This window comes from Brevundimonas sp. (assembly GCF_013912065.1).
Lineage (GTDB): Bacteria > Pseudomonadota > Alphaproteobacteria > Caulobacterales > Caulobacteraceae > Brevundimonas.
In genome coordinates, this window is the sequence record NZ_JACESA010000016.1 from 1 (window position 1) to 19470 (window position 19470).

Consider the following 19470-nt stretch of genomic DNA (forward strand, 5'->3'; position numbering starts at 1 on the left):
ACGAACCTCTCCCTCCCCCGCAGGGGGAGGGAGAGGTTCGTGCGATCAGCCCTTCAGCACTTCCACCAGAGTCTTGCCCAGGCGGGCCGGCGATTCCGACATGCGGATGCCGGCGGCTTCCATCGCCGCGATCTTGGATTCCGCATCGCCCTTGCCGCCCGAGACGACGGCGCCGGCGTGGCCCATGGTGCGGCCCTTGGGCGCGGTGCGTCCGGCGATGAAGCCGGCCATCGGCTTCTTGCGGCCCTTCTTGGCTTCGTCGATCAGGAACTGGGCGGCGTCTTCTTCGGCGCCGCCGCCGATTTCACCGATCATGATGATCGAGGTGGTTTCCGGATCGGCCAGGAACATTTCCAGCATGTCGATGAACTCGGTGCCCTTGACCGGGTCGCCGCCGATGCCGACGGCCGTGGTCTGGCCCAGGCCTTCGTTCGAGGTCTGGAACACGGCCTCATAGGTCAGGGTGCCCGAACGCGACACGATGCCGACCGAGCCCTTCTTGAAGATATTGCCCGGCATGATGCCGATCTTGCACTCGTCCGGGGTCAGGACGCCGGGGCAGTTCGGGCCCAGCAGGCGCGACTTGGAGCCTTCCAGCCGGCGCTTGACGTTGACCATGTCCAGCACCGGGATACCCTCGGTGATGCAGGTGATGAAGGGGATCTCGGCGTCGATGGCTTCGATGATGGCGGCGGCCGCGCCCGACGGCGGGACATAGATCACCGAGGCGTCGGCGCCGGTGGCGTCCTTGGCTTCGGCGACCGAGGCGTAGATCGGCAGGGTTTCGCCGTGCGAACCGGTCCAGTTGGTGCCGCCCTTGGTCGGATGCACGCCGGCGACCATCTGGGTGCCGTGATAGGCCAGGGCCTGTTCGGTGTGGAAGCCGCCGGTCTTGCCGGTCAGGCCCTGAACGATGATCTTGGTGTCTTTGTTGACGAGGATGGACATGGGTCTATCGATCTCTGGAATGTGTCTGTCAGCGGGGCGGTAGCGGGCTGAGGCGAGCGCCTCAGCCGACCGCCGCGACGATCTTCTGGGCGGCGTCGTCGAGGTCGTCCGCCGCCGTGATGGCCAGGCCCGACTCGTTCAGGATTTTCTTGCCCAGTTCGGCGTTGGTGCCTTCCAGGCGCACGACCAGCGGCACCTTCAGACCGACTTCCTTCACCGCGGCGACAACGCCCTCGGCGATGACGTCGCACTTCATGATGCCGCCGAAGATGTTGACCAGGATGCCCTGGACGTTCGGGTCGGCGGTGATGATCTTGAAGGCCGCCGCGACCTTCTCCTTGCCGGCGCCGCCGCCGACGTCGCAGAAGTTGGCCGGCTCCTTGCCGTACAGTTTGATGATGTCCATCGTCGCCATGGCCAGGCCGGCGCCGTTGACCATGCAGCCGATGTTGCCGTCCAGCGAGACATAGGCCAGGTCCCACTTGGACGCTTCGATCTCCTTGGCGTCTTCCTCGGTCTCGTCGCGCAGGGCCTTGATGTCCTCGTGACGGAACAGGGCGTTGCCGTCGAAGCTGACCTTGGCGTCCAGGACGCGCAGATGGCCGTTCTTCATGACGATGAGGGGGTTCACCTCCAGCATGTCCATGTCCTTCTCGACGAAGGCCTTGTACAGCGCCGGGAACAGCGATTTGCCGTCTTCGGCCGCGTCGCCCGTCAGGCCGTAGGCGGCGTTGATGGCGGCGACGTCGGCTTCGGTCACGCCCGTGTTCGGGTCGATGACGATGTTCTGGATCTTCTCGGGCGTGTCGTGGGCGACGGCTTCGATGTCCATGCCGCCTTCGGTCGAGACGACGAAGGCGATGCGGCCGTACTGGCGATCGACCAGCAGCGAGCAATACAGTTCACGATCGATGTCGGCGCCGTCCTCGATATAGAGGCGGTTGACCTGTTTGCCGGCCTCGCCGGTCTGGGCGGTGACCAGCGTATTGCCCAGCATCTCCTTGGCGTGGGCGACGGCTTCCTCGACCGAGAATGCCAGGCGCACGCCGCCCTTGGCGTCGGCCGGCAGTTCCTTGAACTTGCCCTTGCCGCGTCCGCCGGCGTGGATCTGCGACTTAACGACATAGAGCGGGCCGGGCAGGGATTTGGCGGCGGCCTCGACCTGATCGACGGACGTCACCGCGACGCCTTCGGCCACCGGGGCGCCGAAACCTTTGAGGACCTGCTTGGCCTGATATTCGTGGATGTTCATGAGGGACCGTCGCAACCGCTGCTGGGAGAGTTGCGGGGCTTATAGGCCCCGTCCCTTCGCAGGTGCAACCGTCCACAGCCTGCCTTTAGTCGACCCAGTCCTTCTTGAGGGTGCGCGAGGCTCCGATCAGCAGCACCGCCGCCAGCACATAGAAGCCCATGCCGGTATAGATGGCCCATCTCAGGCTCTCCTCGCCGAAGCGCGGCGCCAGCAGATCGCTCATCCAGCCGAAATAATAGAAGCCGACCGCGATCCCCAGCAGATTGTTCAGCAGCAGGAACAGGGCCGAGGCCGTCGACCGCATCGCCGCCGGCACCAGATGCTGGACCGCCGCCGTGATCGGCCCCAGCCAGGCCAGGTTCAGCCCGGTCGGCAGCAGGAAGATCAGGAAGGCCAGGGTCAGCTGCTGCGCATGGCTGCCCCCGCCCGGCAGGACCAGGCCGATCAGCCAGGGCGAGTTCATCGCCAGGATGAAACAGGGCGCCGAAATCAGGAAGGCGACGGCCGGGGTCAGGGGATAGGCGCCCTTGCCCTTCTTCGACAGCTTGTCGGCGATCATCCCGCCCAGCCAGATGCCCAGAATGCCGCCGATCAGGGCGATGCCGGAATAATACCAGCTGGTCTGACGCAGGGTCAGGTCGAAGCTGCGCATGAAGAACAGCGGCAGCCAGCCCGCGACCCCATAGCCGCACACCGACGACGAGGCGGCGCCCAGGCCCAGCAGCCAGAAGCTGGGCTTCCTGATCACCACCGAGGCGGTGCGGCGCGCAACCATCAAGGACACCCCGATCACCCCGGCCAGCAGGCCGCCGAAGCCCAGCACCAGCGGATTGCCCAGGGACGTCCCCAACATCCAGCTCAGCCCCGCCAGGATCAGCAGTCCGGCGCCGAGGCCCAGCATGACCTGGGCCGCGATCTTGCCCGCCCGGTCCGTGCCGACCGGCGCCGCCGCCAGGGCTGCAAGCTGGGCCTCGGTCTTCACCGCATCGGTTCCGCCGCGCTTCGGATCCTTCACCGTCAGCCGCAGCAGGGGCGCGACCAGCAGGCCCAGCAGACCGACGACGATGAAGGCCGTCCGCCAGCCATAGGTCGCCGCCAGCAGGCCTCCCACCAGGGTGCCGGACGCCATGCCCAGCGGAATGCCGAAGGCGAAGGCCGCCAGGGCCCGCGCCCGCTGATGCGGCGGGAAATAGTCGGCGATCAGCGAATAGGCCGGGGCCACCCCGCCCGCCTCGCCTACGCCCACGCCCATCCGGCACAGGAACAGCTGTCCGAACGAGCCGGCCATGCCGCACAGGGCGGTGAATCCGGACCAGACCGCCAGCGCCCCGGTCATGATCCACACCCGGCTGTACCGGTCGGCCAGCCAGGCCAGGGGAATGGCCAGGGTCGAATAGACCGAGGCGAAGGCGATGCCGCCCAGAAGGCCGAACTGGCTGTCGGACAGGCCGAACTCGGCCTTCAGCGGCGCGGCCAGAATGCCGATGATCTGCCGATCCAGGAAGTTCAGCATGTAGATCAGGATCAGCACCGCCAGCACATAGAAGCGGTAGCCGGGCCGGTGGGGCGTATGATCGCCCGTCAGCGTGTCCGTCGTCATCAGCGTTTCCCTCGACATGTCTTTTTATCGTTGGACGCGAGCCTAGCCTTAAGCCGCCGCCCCTGCAAAGCGAAGGGCGGCGGCCCCACGACCGCCGCCCCTCCATCAGACGTTTCCGGCGATCAGAACCGGTAGGTCAGTCGCGCCGAATAGGTGGTCGGCGGGCCGTAGAAGGCGCTGATCGAGTTGTTGAAGGTCGCGCCGGAGAAGTTGTAGCCCCCGACCTTGTAACGGACATCGGTCAGATTGCGCCCGAACAGCCCGACCTCCCAGCGCCGGCTCGGCGCGGTCCAGACCACGCTGGCGTCGGCCAGCACATAGCCGTCCTGGTCCAGGATGGGATCGGGCGCGTCGAACAGGTGATAGTCCGATCGGTACGACAGCGACGGCGTCACCCGGATCTCGCCGCCCAGGATGTCGCCCCGCCAGGTCATGCCGTAATAGGCCGACCACTCCGGCGAGTTCTGCGGTTCGCGCGTGTCGGAGATGTCGACCGGCGTGCCCGTCACCAGGGTGATGAACTCGTCGAACTCGTTCTTCAGATAGCCCAGCGAGAAGTTGGCGGTGATGTCGTCGGTCAGATAGGCCGAACCTTCCAGTTCGAAGCCGTAGATGGTCGAGGCGCCGGCGTTGTCGACCACCGAGGCGATGCCGACGGCCGGAGGCGTCGCCACCTGCTGGGTCGTGATCTGCTGGTCCTGGTAGTCCGAATAGAAGATCGCCGAGGCGAAGTTCATCCGGCGGTCGAACGCCGACCCCTTCAGGCCCAGCTCATAGGTGGTGACGGTTTCCGGCTGGTAGCCGTCGACCGTCTGGGGCACCAGGGCGGCGTCGCCGCGCATGTCCCAACCGCCGGACTTGAAGCCCTGGCTGACCGACGCGTAGCCGGTGATCTCGTCGCTGAAATCATACGAGACGCTGGCGCGCGGCGTAAACTTCTCGAAGGTGTCCGAAGCCGTGTAATTGGTCCGCGTCGCGAAGATCGGTCGATCGACACCGCCGGTAAAGGGCGTCGGCGTGGCGCCCAGATAGAAGAGGCGCAGGACCGAGGCGTCCTTCTCGTCTTGAGTGTAGCGGCCGCCCAGCGAGACATGCAGACGATCCGACAGGTCATAGCTGAAGTCGCCGAACACCGAGAAGGACTTGGTGTCGACCGAACCGGCCGCCGCGATGGCCAGGCCCAGATTGCCGGCGATGGTGTCGAAGGCCCCCGACGAGGTGCCGTCCAGATAGAAGACGCCCGCCACGCCCGACCAGCGATCGCCGGTGAACAGGGCCTGGAACTCCTGGGTGAACTGATCGTCCGAATAAATGGCCGGCACGTCCAGGAAGGGCTGGGGCGTCTGGTCGAAGTCGATGATGGTCGAGGTGTCGCCGCTGCGATAGGCGGTGATGGACTTCAGGGTCAGCATGTCGTTGACCCGGTATTCGCCGGTCAGGGCCACGCCCTCCGTCACCACCTTCTGCTCGCCGGTGATGCCGGCGTAGGTGTCGTAGTCGCCGGCCGGGGGCGTATAGCCGCCGGTGGTGGAGTTGACCTCGCGGTGGCCGTGGCGGGGGCTGGAGTCGTCCTCGACCCGATCCCAGGCCAGGCGGAAGAACAGGCTGTCGGTCGGCGTCCATTCGGCGCTGGCGCGATAGGCGGTGACGTCCTTGTCGTACTGGTCCTCGCCGGTGTTCAGGTTCTGGCCATAGCCGTCGCGCTGATAGGTGGCGACAGCCCCGCCGATGGCGAAGGTGTCGCCGACCGGCATCGAACCCGAAACCAGGAAGTTATGCTCGTTGTACGACCCGACCTCGGCCCGCGCCGTCAGGCTGGGCTCGGCGCCCAGGCGTTTGGTGACGTATTTGATCGCCCCGCCGATGGTGTTGCGGCCGTAAAGCGTGCCCTGCGGCCCGCGCAGCACCTCGATGCGCTGGATGTCGAAGATGTCCAGCACGGCGCCCTGCGGACGGGCCACATAGACGTCGTCGATATAGAGGCCCACGCCGGGCTCGAAGCCCCACAGCGGGTCCTGCTGGCCCACGCCGCGGATGAAGCTGATCAGGGTCGAGTTCGAGCCGCGCGCGATCTGCACCGTGGCGTTCGGCGTCTGCTGCTGCAGGGCGGTGATGTCGGTGGCGCCGGTCTGTTCCAGACGTTCGCCGCTGAGGGCCGAGACCGCGACCGGCACGTCCTTCAGCTGTTCGTCGCGCCGACGGGCGGTGACGACGATGTCCTCGACCATATTGGCCTGTCCGGTGTTGGCGGCCTGGGCCGCCGGCGCCGCGTCCTGAGCCGTGGAGGCCCCCGCGAGCACGCCCCACGCCGCGCCGGCCAGCAGCGCGCACTTCACATGATGCTTCATGATCCTAACCCCTTTTTGTCGTTTCCAGCCCGATTGACGCTTTTATTCAGCGTTCAATGATTTTCCTGAACCTGACCCGGTTTCGACCGGCTGTCAAACGTTCAGCATTCCCCAGCGTCATTCGATCTCCGCCGTGCGGCGCCGTTGCACCGGCGCGAGCGCGCGCCTAGCCTCCGGACCATGAGCAAGCTCGACGCTTCGACCGCCGCCCATCGACCCGTCGCCGCCGCGCGTCGCAAGGCCGTCGCGGACGCCCCGGCGGCCCGGCGCGGTCGTCCGCCCAAGGCCCAGGCCAAGGCGGCGGGCGAGACCCGCGACCTGATCCTGGATGCGGCCGAGGACCTGTTCTCCAAACACGGCTTCTACGGCGTCACCATCCGCGAGGTGGCGCGCGAGGCGGGCGTCGACACCGCCCTGGTCCATTATTATTTCGGGGCCAAGCGCGACCTGTTCGACGCCGTCTTCCTGCGCCGGGCCGAGGTCTGGAACAACGACCGCGTCGCCGCCATCGACCGCTACGCCGAGGCCGCCGGCCCCGACATGACGCTGGAGGGCCTGCTCGAGGCCTTCCTGCGCCCCCCGTTCGAATGGTCGCTAAAGGGCGGTCCCGGCTGGAAACACTACGCCGCCCTGGTGGCCCAGACCAACGCCAACCCCTCCTTCGGCGGCGAGACCATGGCCCGCTATTTCGATCCGGCCATCCACCGGCTGATCGAGCTGATCGCCGTCGTCCTGCCCCAGGCCAGCGAGGTCGATCTCTACTGGGGCTATCACAATCTGTCCGGCGCCCTGACCCTGACCCTGGGCGAGACCGGCCGCCTTGACCGTCTGTCCGGCGGTCTGGCCCGCTCAGGCGATCTGGAGACGGCCGGCGATTATATGGTCCGGTTCGCGGCCGCCGGCTTCCGCGCCGTCGCCGGCGTCTCGCCCCGCTGATCGGGCCGTCGCGATGACGCCCTCCGTCGACGACCGCCGAACCCTGCTGCGCGGTCTTGTCGTGGCCGGCCTGGTCGGCGTCTTTCTCGCCGTCACCGGCGCCTTCGGCAGCATCGGCGCGCCTTTTCCGGAGCGCCTGGCCTATTGGATTCTGGTCATGGTCCTGGGCGGGCTTTGGGGCCATCTGTGCAGTCTGGGCGTCGGCCGCTTCCTGAATGTGGACGACCGGCCCTGGCTGACCGTGGCGGTGATGACCGGGGTGATCACCGGTCCCCTGTGCGTCATCGTCTGGGTCACGACCGGCCTGTTCTTCAACCGCGCCCTCTACCCGCTGGCCACCCTGCCCCAGATGTTCGTTCCGGTTCTGGTCGTGACCCTGGCGATCACCACGCTCAACGTCTTCCTGGGCCGGGCCCAGCCGGTCCAGACCCACGCCCCGCCGCCGTCCGAACCGCCGCCCCCGGTCCGCTTCCTGGACCGGCTGCCGATGAAGCTCAGGGGCGCGACCCTGCACGCCGTCCAGGCCGAGGATCATTATCTGCGGCTGCACACCGACCGGGGCTCGGACCTGATCCTGATGCGCCTGTCCGATGCGGTCGAGGAGCTGGAGGGGCTGGAAGGCGCCCGCACCCATCGCAGCTGGTGGGTGGCCCGATCGGCGGTGCGCGGCGTCGAACGCGGCGACGGCCGCGCCACCCTGACCCTTGAGGGCGGCCTCAGCGCCCCGGTCAGCCGCCGCTACGCGCGGAGCCTTCGGGAGGCGAACTGGTGGTGAGTTCGGCGGTCGAGGCGGCGCAACCGCTCAGCGTGTCGTCGCCGATCTCGACCCGCGCCGTCAGCGGATAGGTGCGGTCGCTCATCCCGTCCGAACATTCGGTGGCGATCAGCACGACGTTCAGCGCCTGTTTCAGGTCGGTGGAGGTGGCGTAGGTGGCGACCGTCCCCTGCACCGTGGCGCCCCGGTTCGGCGCATTCTGCTTAGGCTGGTCCATGCGGGTATAGACCAGATTGTCCGGCGTGATCTCGACGCTCCAGAAGGGTTCGGTTCCCAGGGCCCGCACCGGCCTGCCCAGATCGACCCCGCCCAGCACCGGCGCGGTCTCGGGCGGCGGGGCCGATTCCGGCCCCTTGTCGTTGCGGTCGTAACAGCCGCTCGCCCCGGTCAGGACGGCTCCGGCCAGCAGCAAGGCGAAAATCGAACGCATGGACGGGCTCCCCTCTGTCGGCCCGCAGGTGTGGACGACGTCGCCCTCGGTCAAGGCCCGCGCCTGAGTTAAGCTGTTCCGATGCCGATTCGCCCCACCGCATACGAATTCTTCGCCGGCGGCGGCCTCGCCGGCCTGGGCTTGGGTTCGGATTCAGGCATCCACACCGTCTTCGCCAACGACATGGACCCGGCCAAGGCGCGGGCCTTCGTCGCCAACCACCCCGATATTCCCTTCGTCCAGGGCGACGTCTGGACCCTGAGCCCTGACGACCTGCCCGGCGCGCCAGACCTGGCCTGGGCCTCCTCGCCCTGTCAGGACGTCAGCCTGGCCGGCGCGCGCGGCGGGCTGGAGGCCGGGCGGTCGGGCGCCTTCTGGGGCTTCTGGCGGCTGATGCAGGGCCTGGCGGACCAGGACCGCGCGCCCCGCGTCATCGTGCTGGAAAACGTCATCGGCCTGCTGACCTCTGGCCCGAAGACCGAAACGGGACGGGATTTCGCCGCCGTCTGCGCCGCCATGGCCGAGGCCGGCTACAGGGTCGGCGCGCTTGAGATGGACGCCGCCCACTGGCTGCCCCAGTCGCGCCCGCGCCTGTTCGTCGTCGCTGTGCGAGGCGCGGCCCGGGACGGCGCGCCGCAGGCGTCCGGCCCGTCCGCGCCCTTCCACACGTCCCGCCTGATCGCCGCCCATGCCCGCCTGCCCCAGGCCGTGCGCGACGCCTGGGCCTGGTGGAGCCTGCCCACGCCGCCCCGTCGCAACCTCGACCTCGCCGCCCTGCTGGAGCCGGACGCGGCGGTCGCCTGGCTGGACGACGGCGAGGCCGTCCTGGCCCTCGCCGCCCCGCTGCACCGCGCCCGGGTGGAGGCCGCCGTCGCCTCGGGTCGGCGCATGGTCGGCGCCGCCTATCGCCGCGTCAGGGTCGAGAACGGGCGCAAGGTCCAGCGGCTGGAGATCCGTTTCGACGGCCTGGCCGGCTGTCTGCGCACCCCCGCCGGCGGCTCGTCGCGCCAGTATGTCATCGTGTGCGACGGCGGCCGGGCGCGCGTGCGGCGGCTGACCGGGCGCGAGGCGGCGCGGCTGATGGGGGTGGCCGACGACTATCGTCTGCCCGCCAGCGAGAGCGCGGCCCTGAAACTGATGGGCGACGCCGTCGCCGTCCCGGTCGTGCGCGCCCTGACCGAGGGCCTGCTTCTGCCCGCCCTCAGCCCGCGTCGCGCGGCGGCCTGACCGCGCCAGCCCACCTAATTCTGAAAAGAAAATCGGGCGATTTCAGCCCCCTGACTTCGCCAAAAGCCCATCGACCCGACAGGGCTTCGACCTGGCCTATTATGGCCGCCGCTCGTTGAAAGTCGGTCTTTGAAAATCGAATCCCCAAGCGAGTTGGACTCTTGGAGTCTTGGACTGTTTTTTCTGGAGTCCAACATCACGCCGCCGATGACGGCGGCAATTGCACTCTTTTGCATACTGCACTGATTTCAGGCTGTGCAGTTTAATTCAGCCTTTGAAATCATAAGGATTTTCGGCCCGGCGAGATCACAGGGTGCAATCTCGCCGGGTCGAGCCGGTCGCCTCAGCGCTGGACCCACTGGCCCTGGGCGTTGCGGTACCACTGGCCGGACTGGATCCGGGGCAGCAGCTGGCTCTCGAACATCCGAGCGCCGGCGACGTCGGCGGTGGTGCCCGCCTCGGCCGCGCTGCGGGCGTAGACGGCGCGACGGCCGGCGTTGGTGGCCTCCACGGCGGCGCGCAGGGCGGCGTCCGAAGGCGCGGTGCGGAAGCCCAGATAGCCGTCGGCCTGTTCGCCGACGACGCCGGCGGCCTTGGCTTGGTCGATCATCGCCTTCTGGGCGCTGGTCTGGGCGAGGGCGGCGCCCCCGAAGGAGACGGCGGCGGCGAGGGCGCCCACTGCGAGGAATTTATGGAAGGTCATGTCAGCCTGTCCTTTCAGAAAAAGCGAGGCGATCAGAAGAGGTTCGGGTTCTGCTGCAGCAGCTGCTGCAGCTCCTGGTCCAGTCGAACCCGGACATCCGCATCCAATTTGGCGTAGATCTGGATCGGCGCAACCTCCAGACGGATGGTCGGGGCGCAGGCCGCGGCGGCGGCGGCGACCGCCCCCAGGCCGAGTCCGGCCAACTGGCGCTTGTTGATCATGGCGGGGGCTCCGGCTCGGTCAAGGTTGAGGCGACCATTAGCACGCCGGCGCGTGAACGGTCTCTGAATGGTTCGGCTCATTGCGGCGTCTTCTGCGGGTCCGCCGCCAAACCCTCCGCCAAACTCTCCGGCTGGCCCTCCTGCTGGTCCTCCTGCTGGCCCTGGCGCGCCCGGTTGACGGCCATCAGGTCGGAAAACAGCTGGTTGGCGTTCAGGGTGGTGTCCAGCGTCAGGTCGATCTGGGTGCCGGACGGCAGCGGCAGCTCCCGGTTCAGGAACTCGCGGCTGATCAGCTCGGCCAGGGTCAGCCGCAGCTCCTGGCGGCGCGGCGGCTCGTGCCGGCCCCGGATGTGGAACAGGACCGAGACCCGCCCCCCGTCCAGGCTGTTCACATCGGCGCTCAGCGTGTCGAAGGCCAGATTCTCCATCGCCTGATAGGCCAGGTCTTCGACCATGCTCGGCGGCACCTCCTCGCCCCCGCCCCCGGCGTTCACGTCGGTCAGGACCTCGCGCTGGATCGACAGCCGCCCCGGCTGGACCGCCCCCAGGGTTCCGCTCTGGATGGTCAGCCCCGCCTTGGGATCCATGGTGAAGGGCAGCCGTCCCGACACCACCGCGTCCAGCAGCACCTTGTCGGCGAACCCGGAATCGGCGACCACGTCCCCCAGTTGCACCCGGTCCAGCACCACCACGCCCCCATAGGCCTGGCTCGGGTCCAGCGGCACGACGAAGGGTTCGACCGAGACGGTCCCGCCCCCGGCCTCGATCACGCCCCCGGCGATATTGATCCCGGCCGCGTCGATGTCGAAGGTCACGTCCAGGGCCGTGGCGTCGGTCCCGACGGCCAGGCTGTCGATCGTCAGCCTCTGGTCCGGCGCGGTGACGATGGCGGGGGTCAGGCTGGTGAACTCGATCTGGCCCTTCAGTCCCTTGGCTTCGCCCGCCGGGCTGACGAAGTCCAGTCCCGGCACGGTCAGCCGCCCGCCGGAGGTCGGCTCGCCGTCCTTGGTCCAGTCGATCCGCCCGTCGAACGCAACCGACCCGACCGCCGGCGACTGGATGAAGCTCTCGACCATGGGGCTCAGCATCGACGGCTGCAGGCCGTTCTCGGCGAACCGGATCTCGGGCGCGGCGATCCGGACGCCGCCCGCCCCCGTCCGCCCGTCATGGGCCAGCCTGGCCGACGAGCGATGGACCGGCGGTTTCGACCTGACAGGGACGGGGCCGGCCCGAGGCTGCCAGGGTCTCGAACCGCCGGGGCGTCGTCGCATCCACGACCCGCGCGTCGGCCACCGTCGCCGTCAGCCCGATCCCGCCCTTCGTCCCGTCGACCACGACCCGGCCCGAGGCGTCGGCGAACCGCATGCCCAGGAAGGGCGCCTGGGCCGAGACCTGGTCGAACCCGGCCGCCACGCGCCAGACCCCGTCCTTGGACGTCAGCAGGGGCCCGGTCTCGGGACACAGCCTGCCTGCGATCTGATGCACGTCGTTCTCGTCCAGCTCCAGCCGCTCGACCGTCAGGTCGACGCACTCCGGCGTCACATAGGTCAGCCGCCCGTCGGCCATGGCCAAGAGGCCGCGCGTCCGGGCGTCGATCCCCCGCGCCAGATCGAAGTCCAGCCGGGCGCGGCCGTCCAGCAGGGCCTCGAACCCGGCCTCGGTCAGCCGCCATTTCGGCACGGCCACGCTCATTTCCGGCAGGCCCCGCCCGCGCGTCGCGTTCAGGGTCAGAGCCCCGCCGCCCAGGCGTCCGGCCTCGGCGCGATAGGCGCCCTCCCCCGCCTCGGCGACAGTCAGCACCCCGCCGTTCGTCGGCGTCAGGGTCGCGGGCCGCGTCAGGCTCAAACTGGTCCCCGCCGATCCGGTGGCGAACCGCAGCGCGGGCGCGTTCAGGGCGAACGACCCCAGCGCCCGTTTCATCTCGGCCAGTTCGGCGATGTCGTCCGACCCCTCCGGCCCGAACAGGGGCCAGGCGCCGTCGGTCGACCTCAGCCAGCCCTCGGCGGCGATCCGCACGGCCTCGTCCTTGACCAGGTCCAGGCTCAGTTCGCTCCGCGCCTGTTTCAGCGTCAGGTCGCCGAAGCCGACCTGGTCGAAGGCCGCCGTCACCGGCCCGCTGGCCTCGAAGGCCGCGTCCCGACCGCCGATCGACAGACCGCTGGACCGGATCGACACCCCGCGCGCCTTCGCCTGCCCCGCCTGGGCCGACGCGGCGGTCAGGTCCAGCGGCGTGTCCAGGCTCCAGCGCACGGCCTCGTCGCGCGACACCGTCAGCCGCCCGTTCGCCGCCTCGGCCTTCGTCCGCCCGACCTCCAGCCCCGGCCCGTCCATCCTCGCCGCCGTCAGCGCCAGACGGGTCGCCCCCTCCAGCCGGAAGGTCTCGATCCATCCGGCCGTCGTCCCGTCGAAACGGGCCGCGACCTCGGCGTCGCGCATCCTTGTCTCGCCAGCGCCCAGCACCGCTCCGGCCAGATGCGCGTCGACCACGGCCCGGCCGTCGCCGCGCCGGGTCTTCAGGTCGGGATAGGGCAGGTCACCGGTCAGACTGAACCGCGCCGCCTCGCCGCGCGCCCCCGGTGCAGCGAAACTATCCGCCCCGCCCTCGATCTTCAGGGCGATCCGGTCGCCGGTCGTGGTCAGATCCAGCCGCGCCGCCAGACCGCGCGCCTCGACCTCGCCACGCTTCAGCCTCGTCTCCGGCGCCCGCGCGACCAGCCGCATCAGCTTGCCGTCGTCGATCCGGGCGTCCGCCAGCAGCTGGATCGGCCCATACTCGGTGTCCAGCCGCCCCCGTCCGCCTTCGACGATGACCAGGGGACCGCGCTGGTCCGGGCGCGGCGGCCCGCCGGTGAAGGCCTCGACCAGCGGGTCCAGCGACCCCAGCGACAGTTTCCCGTCGGCCCAGCGCGCCCGCATCACCGGCCGCACCAGCCGGATCCGGCTGGGGGTCACGCCCAGTCCCGTCTCGGACCAGGGCAGGGCCACGGCGTAATCGACCTCGACCCGTTCGACCGTCACATCGGGGTTGCTCGGATCGCCGATGCGGACCCGGCCGACGAACCCGTCCAGCTCGATCTGCTCTACCTCGACATCGGCCTGGATCCCCCGTTCCTCCAGCCAGCCGATCAGCACCTCGCGCGCCGCCGCTCTCCGGTTCAGGTAAAGCGCCGCCAGCAGCAGGACCGCCACTACCGCCACGGCCAGCAACGCCAGGCCCACATGTCGCCACAGCACGGCGCGCCCGCGCGGGCGGCGCGGCGGCCCTGCAGCCGGACGGGCGGGGGAACTGGCCGGAACTTCGGTCAAACTGGCATGTCGCGTCGATTGGAAACGTCTCTACGGACCACCATCGCTGCCCCCGATGTGAATACAAGCCTCAAGCGTGGCCGTCGAACGCCCGTCGCGAGGTTCCGTTGCAGTCAAGCAGGGCGATAAGAGGGCGTGCCGCGAGTCATTCTCACAAGTCGTACCGATTTCTGCTGAAAGCCGCGCTGAAGCCTATTGTCGGCGTCTACGCACCAATACGCAGTCGAGCCGGCTGTTAACGCTTTGTAACGGTCCGTCTTCCCAAAGTGAGACAGCCGGGTTATACGCCTTGGCTTCGCGTCCCAAGGGCGTGGCGCGATTTTTGGTAAGTATGGTTTGACGCCTAGAGCGTTGTAGCACGACGGGACCGATGGCTCAGTTCGACCCTCGCCGCCAACCGATGCGTCTCGCACCGCATGTCGCCACTGCGGCCGCCGCCATCACGGTGGCCCTGCTTGCCGGCAGGGTCTATCAACCCGCCCAGGCCGAAGAAGTTCCCGTCCTCTCGTCGGCCCAGATGGCCGCGATGGAGGCCCAGGCCTTCGCCGCCGCCAACGCTCCGGCCGGCATGACCGCCCCCGAAGCCATTCCCGTCCAGATTCGTCGCGGCGAAACCTTTGAACAGGCCGTGCGCCGCACCGGCGTCGCGCCGGAAGAGGCCAGCGCCGTCGCCGCCACCGTCGCCAACGCCTTCGACCTCGCCGACCTGCGCGCCGGCCTTCGTTTCGAGACCGCCATCGCCAAGCCGCGCGACGGCCGCGGCGGCGCCCGCCTGATCGGCCTGACCATGCGTACCGGCCCGGCCAGCCAGCTGACCGTGTCGCGCAGCTTCGACGGCGCCCTGCGCCTGCGTTCGCTGGAAGAAAAAGTCACCCACGAGACCGTGGTCCTGAAGGGCGACGTCGAACGGTCCCTGTCGGCCAGCGCCCGCGAACTGGGCGCCACCGCCTCGATCGTCCGCTCGGCCAGCCGCCTGTTCGCGACCAAGTTCGACATGCAGCGCGACATCCGCGCCTCGGACGAGTTCACCATGGTCTTCGACCGCGACGTGACCGAGGCCGGTCGCACCGTGGGCGTGGGCGACCTGATGTACGCCGAACTGCGCGGCGTCACCTTCTACCGGTTCAAGCCTTCCAACGCCAAGGAGGCGCAGTTCTTCGACGCCAGCGGCAAGAACCTGCGCTCGGCCATGATGCGCACGCCGCTGCAGAGCTTCCGTCGCGTCTCCTCGGGCTTCGGCGTCCGCACCCACCCGATCTCCGGCTATAAGAAGATGCACCAGGGCATCGACTTCGCCGCCGGCGCCGGCACCCCGATCGTCGCCCCCGCCGACGGCGTGGTGGTCGAGGCCCGTCGCTGGGGCGGCTACGGCAACTGGCTGCGCATCCGCCACAACAACGGTCTCGAGAGCGGCTACGGCCACCTGTCGCGCTACGGCTCCGGCATCCGCGCCGGCCAGCGCGTCAGCCAGGGCCAGGTCGTCGCCTATGTCGGTTCGACCGGCGCCTCGACCGGCCCGCACCTGCACTACGAACTGTGGCGCAACGGCCAGCGGATCAATCCGGCCGGCGTCCGCACCCAGGAAGGCACCGAACTGTCGGGCGCCGACCTCGCCGCCTTCCGCGCCGAAAAGGCCCGCATCGACCGCATCATCGCCTCGGGCGGCCAGAAACGCCCCGCCCTGCAACAGGCCTCCGCCAACGGCCTGCGCCTCGCCCAGAGCTGATCGGGACGCAATCAGACCGGTCCCCCCGGCGCTTTAGGTCGCGCCAGCCTCGGCAAGCACAAGTTCGGGAAAGGGCGCCCGAGCTGGAGCGTAGCGCGCGGTCATTTCGGCGCAGAAATCGGCGAACTCTTCCGGAACTTGGGGCGGGCTGGTGTGATGGGCTTCCAGTCCGCGATGCTCCGGCGTGAAGCAGAAGGTCACGGTCACGTCGAAGTCCGCCAGGGCTTCCATCTGTCGGTCGAACCAGTCGAGCGCGCCCTCGCGATAACGGTCCGCCCAGGACAGGCCGGTGCGTAGTCGACGCACCCCCAGATCCTTCAGCCAGTGTACGGCCTCGTCCAGACGGTGGTCCTGGAAGTGGAACCACTGGCAGATGCCCATCTCTTCCGCATAGGGCCGGAACGCCTCCACGGCCGGCTTGGGCGAGCCGTCCTCGCGCAATAGTCCCATGTGGAAATGCCGGTAGTAGGAAGAGCCTTCCGCCTCGCGGTGGCGCGTGGTCGCCTCCCAACTCCGCGGCAGGTCGTAGAGACTGTACCAGTGGATGCGCGGCGCCTGGCCGATCAGCAACTCGGCGGTCCTCTTCACCCCCCAGGCCTGGACCTCCTCGGAGCCGAAGGCGGAGACGCCGACTTCCGTCACCCAGACGGGCTTGTTGGTCACAGCCTTGATCTCCTGGATCCTAGCCGGCCATTCGTCGATCGGCCACAGATTCCAGTCCAGCGGAAACCCGTGGACGGCGACGACGTCGATCGCCTCCATAACCCCTTTCGCCTCCAGCCGTTGAACGAAGGAGGGATCGATCGGAGACATGCCGCCGAGCACACGTGTGATCGTCGGGTTCTCTGCCCGGACGGCCGCTCCCGCCAGGCGCGTCATGTCGGCGAACCGCTCCCACTCGGGGTCCAGCAGAGGATCCCAGTGCGACTTGTTGTTGGGCTCGTTCCAAAGCTTCACGGCTTCGATCATCAGCGGGCTCCATTGGATTTGTCGTGACCGTTGGCGACTGGACGAGCGGGATAGACGGGGCCGGCGTCGGTCGGTCGATCGACGCGGCGGCACAGGTAGACCTCCTCTTCGGGTCGCTCGAGCAGGTGAAAGCCCGCACTCCTCAGCATGGCCGCGCTGGCCGAGGCGTTGGGCGCCCACCAATTGGTCCAGTCGGAGGCGTAGCGGTGCTCGATGAAGTGCAGCTTCGGATAATCCGGGCGGTCGAAGTGGGACGTTTCGGAGAAGTCGTAGTCGACTTCCGGCTCGAAAATCTGCTGGGAGCCCCGCTGCATCGACTGAAAGAGCAGCAGATCGTCGGCCACGTGCTCGTGGATCAGATCAAGCGCCAGCAGGGGGTGACGCAGGTGGTAGAGGACGCCCATGAAGATGACGAGATCGAACCGCTCGCCCAGGGCCGCCAGGTCATAGACGGACAGTTTGCGGAACTCGACATCGACGCCCTCGACCTCGGCGGCTAGTCGCGCCTGGTCCAGATAGCGGTCGTCGAAGTCGATCCCCAGCACCCGGTCGGCGCCGCGACGCTTCATTTCCAGCGAATAGAAGCCGGCGTTGCAGCCGATGTCGAGCACGCTTCGGCCGCTCATGTCCTCAGGCACCACCTGGGCGAAGCGGGAGAATTTGTTGGCGGGATAGTCGTGAAGGAAGTGGTCGGGCGCGGTGCGGACCCCCTTCAGCTCCATATTGTGAAACCAGGGGCCGAGTTCGGCGATGCGGGCGCGGACCTGTTTGGCGGTCAGTTCAGCCATGCGGGACCTCATTCAGTCTAAGAAGCTTCAGGCCGTCGGCCGAGGCCTCGACCGTGGTGATCGACCCGGGCGACACCTCGAACCGATCATGACGTCCGATCGACAGGCCAAGAACGAGGGCCACCACGGACTTGATCACGTCGGCGTGGCTGACCGCCGCCACCGTACCGGCCTCGGTCGCCCAGAGGGTTTCGAGCCATCGCGACAGACGGGTCTGCACCTCCAGCATCGACTCGCCGTTGGGTGCGCGGGCCTGGTCGCGTTGCGCGTTCCACCTGCGCCACTCGGGCAGAGGGTCAAGCTCCGTGAAGGCGCGGCCGGTCCAGTCGCCGAAGTCGATCTCGTTCAAGGCTTGTTCCTCCTCAAGTGGCCGGTCGTGGGCGGCGGCGATGATCGCTGCGGTCTGGCGCGTCCGTTCCAGCGGGCTGGTCAGGACCCGGTCCGGACGGGACAGAACGCGCGCCACCGCCCGGGATTGCCTCAGACCGACCTCGCCCAGCTCGACGCCCGCCGCGCGCCCGCAAAGCTGTCGCGACACCAGGTCGTGGCTGCCGTGCCGAACCAGATGGACGACGGTCACGAGACCAGGCGGGCGATCTTGCGATCGGCGGCGGTCGTCGCAGGCTCGTCCTCGACGAAGCGCCGCGTCCGTTCTCGGGCCTCTTCGTCCGTGAACTGTTGCGGCGGGGATTTCATGAACCAGCTGGACGGACCGATCAGGGGGCCGGACACGCCGCGATCCATTGCGATCTTGGCGCACCGCACGGCGTCGATCACCACGCCCGCGCTGTTGGGGCTGTCCCAGACTTCGAGCTTGACCTCCATGCTGATGGGCACGTCGCCGAAGGTGGTGCCCTCCAGCCGGATGTGCGCCCATTTGCGATCCGTGAGCCAGGGCACGAAATCGCTGGGGCCGACATGCACGTCGTCTTCGGCCAGGGGCACGTCGAACTGGCTGGCGACCGCCTGGGTCTTGGAAATCTTCTTGGACGTCAGCCGCTCGCGCTCCAGCATGTTCTTGAAGTCGGAGTTGCCGCCGAAATTGAGCTGATAGGTGCGGTCGATACGCACCCCCCTTTCCCGCATCAGGTTCGCCAGCACCCGGTGCACGATGGTGGCGCCCACCTGGCTCTTGATGTCGTCGCCGATGATCGGCAGGCCACGCGCCTCGAAACGCCGCGCCCATTCGGGGTCCGACGCGATGAAGACGGGGATGCAGTTGACGAAGGCGCAGCCCGCCTTCAGCGCCTGCTCGGCGTAATATTCCGTGGCCCGCTGCGATCCGACCGGCAGATAGGAGACCAGCACGTCGGTTCCGCTTTCCAGCAACGCCTGGGCGACATCGACCGGAGGCTCGGGACTCTCCTCCAGTTCGTCGGCCATATATCGCCCGATCCCGTCGAGCGTCGGGCCTCTCGCCACCCGCACGCCGGATGGTGGAGGCGAGGCGAAACGGAAGGTGTTGTTGGGCGGCGCGAAAATGGCGTCCGACAGATCTCGCCCGACCTTGGCGGCATGGATGTCGAAGGCGGCGACCACCCGCATGTCCTCGACGCGGTAGCCGCCGAGCTCGACGTTCATCAAACCGGGCGGGGGGGCGTTGTTCGCGGCCGAGCGATAATGGGCGAGGCCCTGCACGAAGGACGACGCGCAGTTTCCGACGCCGACGATGCCGATCCGTACGGAGTTGTGCTGCATCTGCTGATCCCTTGCAAAGCTGCGGCCCGCGTGGCCGCTTTAATGGAAGGATCTACAAAGCTGTCGGTTCCGCTCACGGTGAAGTATAGACGATATGCGATCTGAATACAGAATATCGCGGTAGCCGTGTCGGATTTTGAACACTTGTAACACGCTGGAAAAATCGCGGTTTTGGTCAAGTGTTCAAAATTGAACACCTAAAATTCTGGAACGGATAGGTAGAAGAAGAAGTTGCTCGGGTGAACCTGCCGGAGCCATTCTCATGTCCGAAGCGAAACGCCTGACCGACCACGACGCCATTCGCCGCTGGGCCGAAGCCCGCGGCGCGCGCCCCTCTCGCGTCCGAAACACGACCGACGCCGACGGCGGCGGCGTGCTGCGTTTCGATTTCGGAGACCCGGAGGAAGCCCTGGAGGAAATCTCCTGGGACGACTTCTTCCGCGTCTTTGAAGACAGCCAACTCGCCCTGCTGGAACAGGACGAGACCAAGAGCGGCGAGACCAGCCGCTTCTCCAAATTCGTCAACCGCTGAGCCGGAGGAAT

18 protein-coding genes are annotated in these 19470 nt (G+C 68.0%); 5 read left to right on the forward strand and 13 right to left on the reverse strand.

Annotated features, from left to right (window positions below; genetic code table 11):
• Window positions 1-45: 45 nt before the first annotated feature.
• The 4 genes from sucD to H2037_RS13310 form a co-directional block, all read right to left on the reverse strand.
• Window positions 46-948: a succinate--CoA ligase subunit alpha gene (sucD, locus tag H2037_RS13295; RefSeq protein WP_292122883.1), complete on the reverse strand. Its 903-nt coding sequence runs from the start codon at window positions 946-948 to the stop codon at window positions 46-48.
• Window positions 949-1009: 61 nt separating this feature from the next.
• Complete coding sequence (sucC, locus tag H2037_RS13300) at window positions 1010-2200, reverse strand: ADP-forming succinate--CoA ligase subunit beta (RefSeq protein ID WP_292122886.1); 1191 nt, start codon at window positions 2198-2200, stop codon at window positions 1010-1012.
• An 85-nt stretch (window positions 2201-2285) separates the two neighbouring features.
• Window positions 2286-3800 carry an MFS transporter gene (locus H2037_RS13305; protein ID WP_292122888.1) on the reverse strand — a complete coding sequence of 505 codons (1515 nt, stop codon included), beginning with the start codon at window positions 3798-3800 and terminating at the stop codon, window positions 2286-2288.
• Window positions 3801-3922: 122 nt separating this feature from the next.
• The gene (locus H2037_RS13310) at window positions 3923-6148 is read right to left on the reverse strand and encodes a TonB-dependent receptor (RefSeq protein ID WP_292122891.1); all 2226 of its coding nucleotides are present in this window, start codon (window positions 6146-6148) and stop codon (window positions 3923-3925) included.
• Between the two features lie 180 nt (window positions 6149-6328).
• Between H2037_RS13310 and H2037_RS13315 the strand changes: the two genes are divergently transcribed.
• Together H2037_RS13315 and H2037_RS13320 are read left to right on the forward strand one after the other, a co-directional pair.
• Window positions 6329-7084: a TetR/AcrR family transcriptional regulator gene (locus tag H2037_RS13315; protein ID WP_292122896.1), complete on the forward strand. Its 756-nt coding sequence runs from the start codon at window positions 6329-6331 to the stop codon at window positions 7082-7084.
• A gap of 13 nt (window positions 7085-7097) precedes the next feature.
• Entirely contained in the window at window positions 7098-7859 is a 762-nt protein-coding gene (locus H2037_RS13320; RefSeq protein WP_292122900.1) for a LytTR family DNA-binding domain-containing protein, read from the forward strand.
• Here the strand turns inward: H2037_RS13320 and H2037_RS13325 are convergent.
• Window positions 7813-8289: a hypothetical protein gene (locus H2037_RS13325; RefSeq protein WP_292122902.1), complete on the reverse strand. Its 477-nt coding sequence runs from the start codon at window positions 8287-8289 to the stop codon at window positions 7813-7815. The genes H2037_RS13320 and H2037_RS13325 overlap by 47 nt on opposite strands.
• An 81-nt stretch (window positions 8290-8370) precedes the next feature.
• On the opposite strand from H2037_RS13325, the gene H2037_RS13330 reads away from it, so the two are divergent.
• A complete protein-coding gene (locus H2037_RS13330) occupies window positions 8371-9516 on the forward strand; it encodes a DNA cytosine methyltransferase (protein ID WP_292122905.1) in 1146 nt (381 codons plus the stop codon).
• Between the two features lie 343 nt (window positions 9517-9859).
• Here H2037_RS13330 and H2037_RS13335 read toward each other — a convergent pair whose 3' ends face one another.
• From H2037_RS13335 to H2037_RS13350, 4 genes are all read right to left on the reverse strand, one after another.
• Window positions 9860-10219 carry a YdbL family protein gene (locus H2037_RS13335; RefSeq protein ID WP_292122908.1) on the reverse strand — a complete coding sequence of 120 codons (360 nt, stop codon included), beginning with the start codon at window positions 10217-10219 and terminating at the stop codon, window positions 9860-9862.
• A gap of 32 nt (window positions 10220-10251) precedes the next feature.
• Window positions 10252-10440 carry a YnbE family lipoprotein gene (locus H2037_RS13340; RefSeq protein ID WP_292122911.1) on the reverse strand — a complete coding sequence of 63 codons (189 nt, stop codon included), beginning with the start codon at window positions 10438-10440 and terminating at the stop codon, window positions 10252-10254.
• Between the two features lie 77 nt (window positions 10441-10517).
• Window positions 10518-11711, reverse strand: a complete 1194-nt coding sequence (locus H2037_RS13345) for a YdbH domain-containing protein (protein WP_292122914.1) — start codon at window positions 11709-11711, stop codon at window positions 10518-10520.
• Complete coding sequence (locus H2037_RS13350) at window positions 11605-13746, reverse strand: hypothetical protein (RefSeq protein WP_292122917.1); 2142 nt, start codon at window positions 13744-13746, stop codon at window positions 11605-11607. The genes H2037_RS13345 and H2037_RS13350 overlap by 107 nt, the downstream gene beginning before the upstream one ends.
• Window positions 13747-14116: 370 nt before the next feature.
• On the opposite strand from H2037_RS13350, the gene H2037_RS13355 reads away from it, so the two are divergent.
• Window positions 14117-15472, forward strand: a complete 1356-nt coding sequence (locus tag H2037_RS13355; RefSeq protein WP_292122919.1) for a M23 family metallopeptidase — start codon at window positions 14117-14119, stop codon at window positions 15470-15472.
• Window positions 15473-15505: 33 nt separating this feature from the next.
• Here the strand turns inward: H2037_RS13355 and H2037_RS13360 are convergent, their stop codons facing one another.
• The 4 genes from H2037_RS13360 to H2037_RS13375 are packed head-to-tail and all read right to left on the reverse strand — an operon-like array spanning window position 15506 to window position 18927.
• On the reverse strand, window positions 15506-16441 hold the full coding sequence (locus tag H2037_RS13360; protein ID WP_292122922.1) for a glycosyl hydrolase: 936 nt from the start codon (window positions 16439-16441) through the stop codon (window positions 15506-15508).
• Complete coding sequence (locus tag H2037_RS13365; protein WP_292122924.1) at window positions 16441-17229, reverse strand: TIGR04290 family methyltransferase; 789 nt, start codon at window positions 17227-17229, stop codon at window positions 16441-16443. The genes H2037_RS13360 and H2037_RS13365 overlap by 1 nt, the downstream gene beginning before the upstream one ends.
• Window positions 17222-17809 carry a histidine phosphatase family protein gene (locus H2037_RS13370; protein ID WP_292122927.1) on the reverse strand — a complete coding sequence of 196 codons (588 nt, stop codon included), beginning with the start codon at window positions 17807-17809 and terminating at the stop codon, window positions 17222-17224. Before H2037_RS13370 ends, H2037_RS13365 begins: the two co-directional genes overlap by 8 nt.
• The gene (locus tag H2037_RS13375) at window positions 17806-18927 is read right to left on the reverse strand and encodes an inositol-3-phosphate synthase (protein WP_292122929.1); all 1122 of its coding nucleotides are present in this window, start codon (window positions 18925-18927) and stop codon (window positions 17806-17808) included. The genes H2037_RS13370 and H2037_RS13375 overlap by 4 nt, the downstream gene beginning before the upstream one ends.
• Window positions 18928-19189: 262 nt before the next feature.
• On the opposite strand from H2037_RS13375, the gene H2037_RS13380 reads away from it, so the two are divergent.
• Window positions 19190-19459, forward strand: a complete 270-nt coding sequence (locus H2037_RS13380; protein ID WP_292122930.1) for a hypothetical protein — start codon at window positions 19190-19192, stop codon at window positions 19457-19459.
• Window positions 19460-19470: the final 11 nt, after the last annotated feature.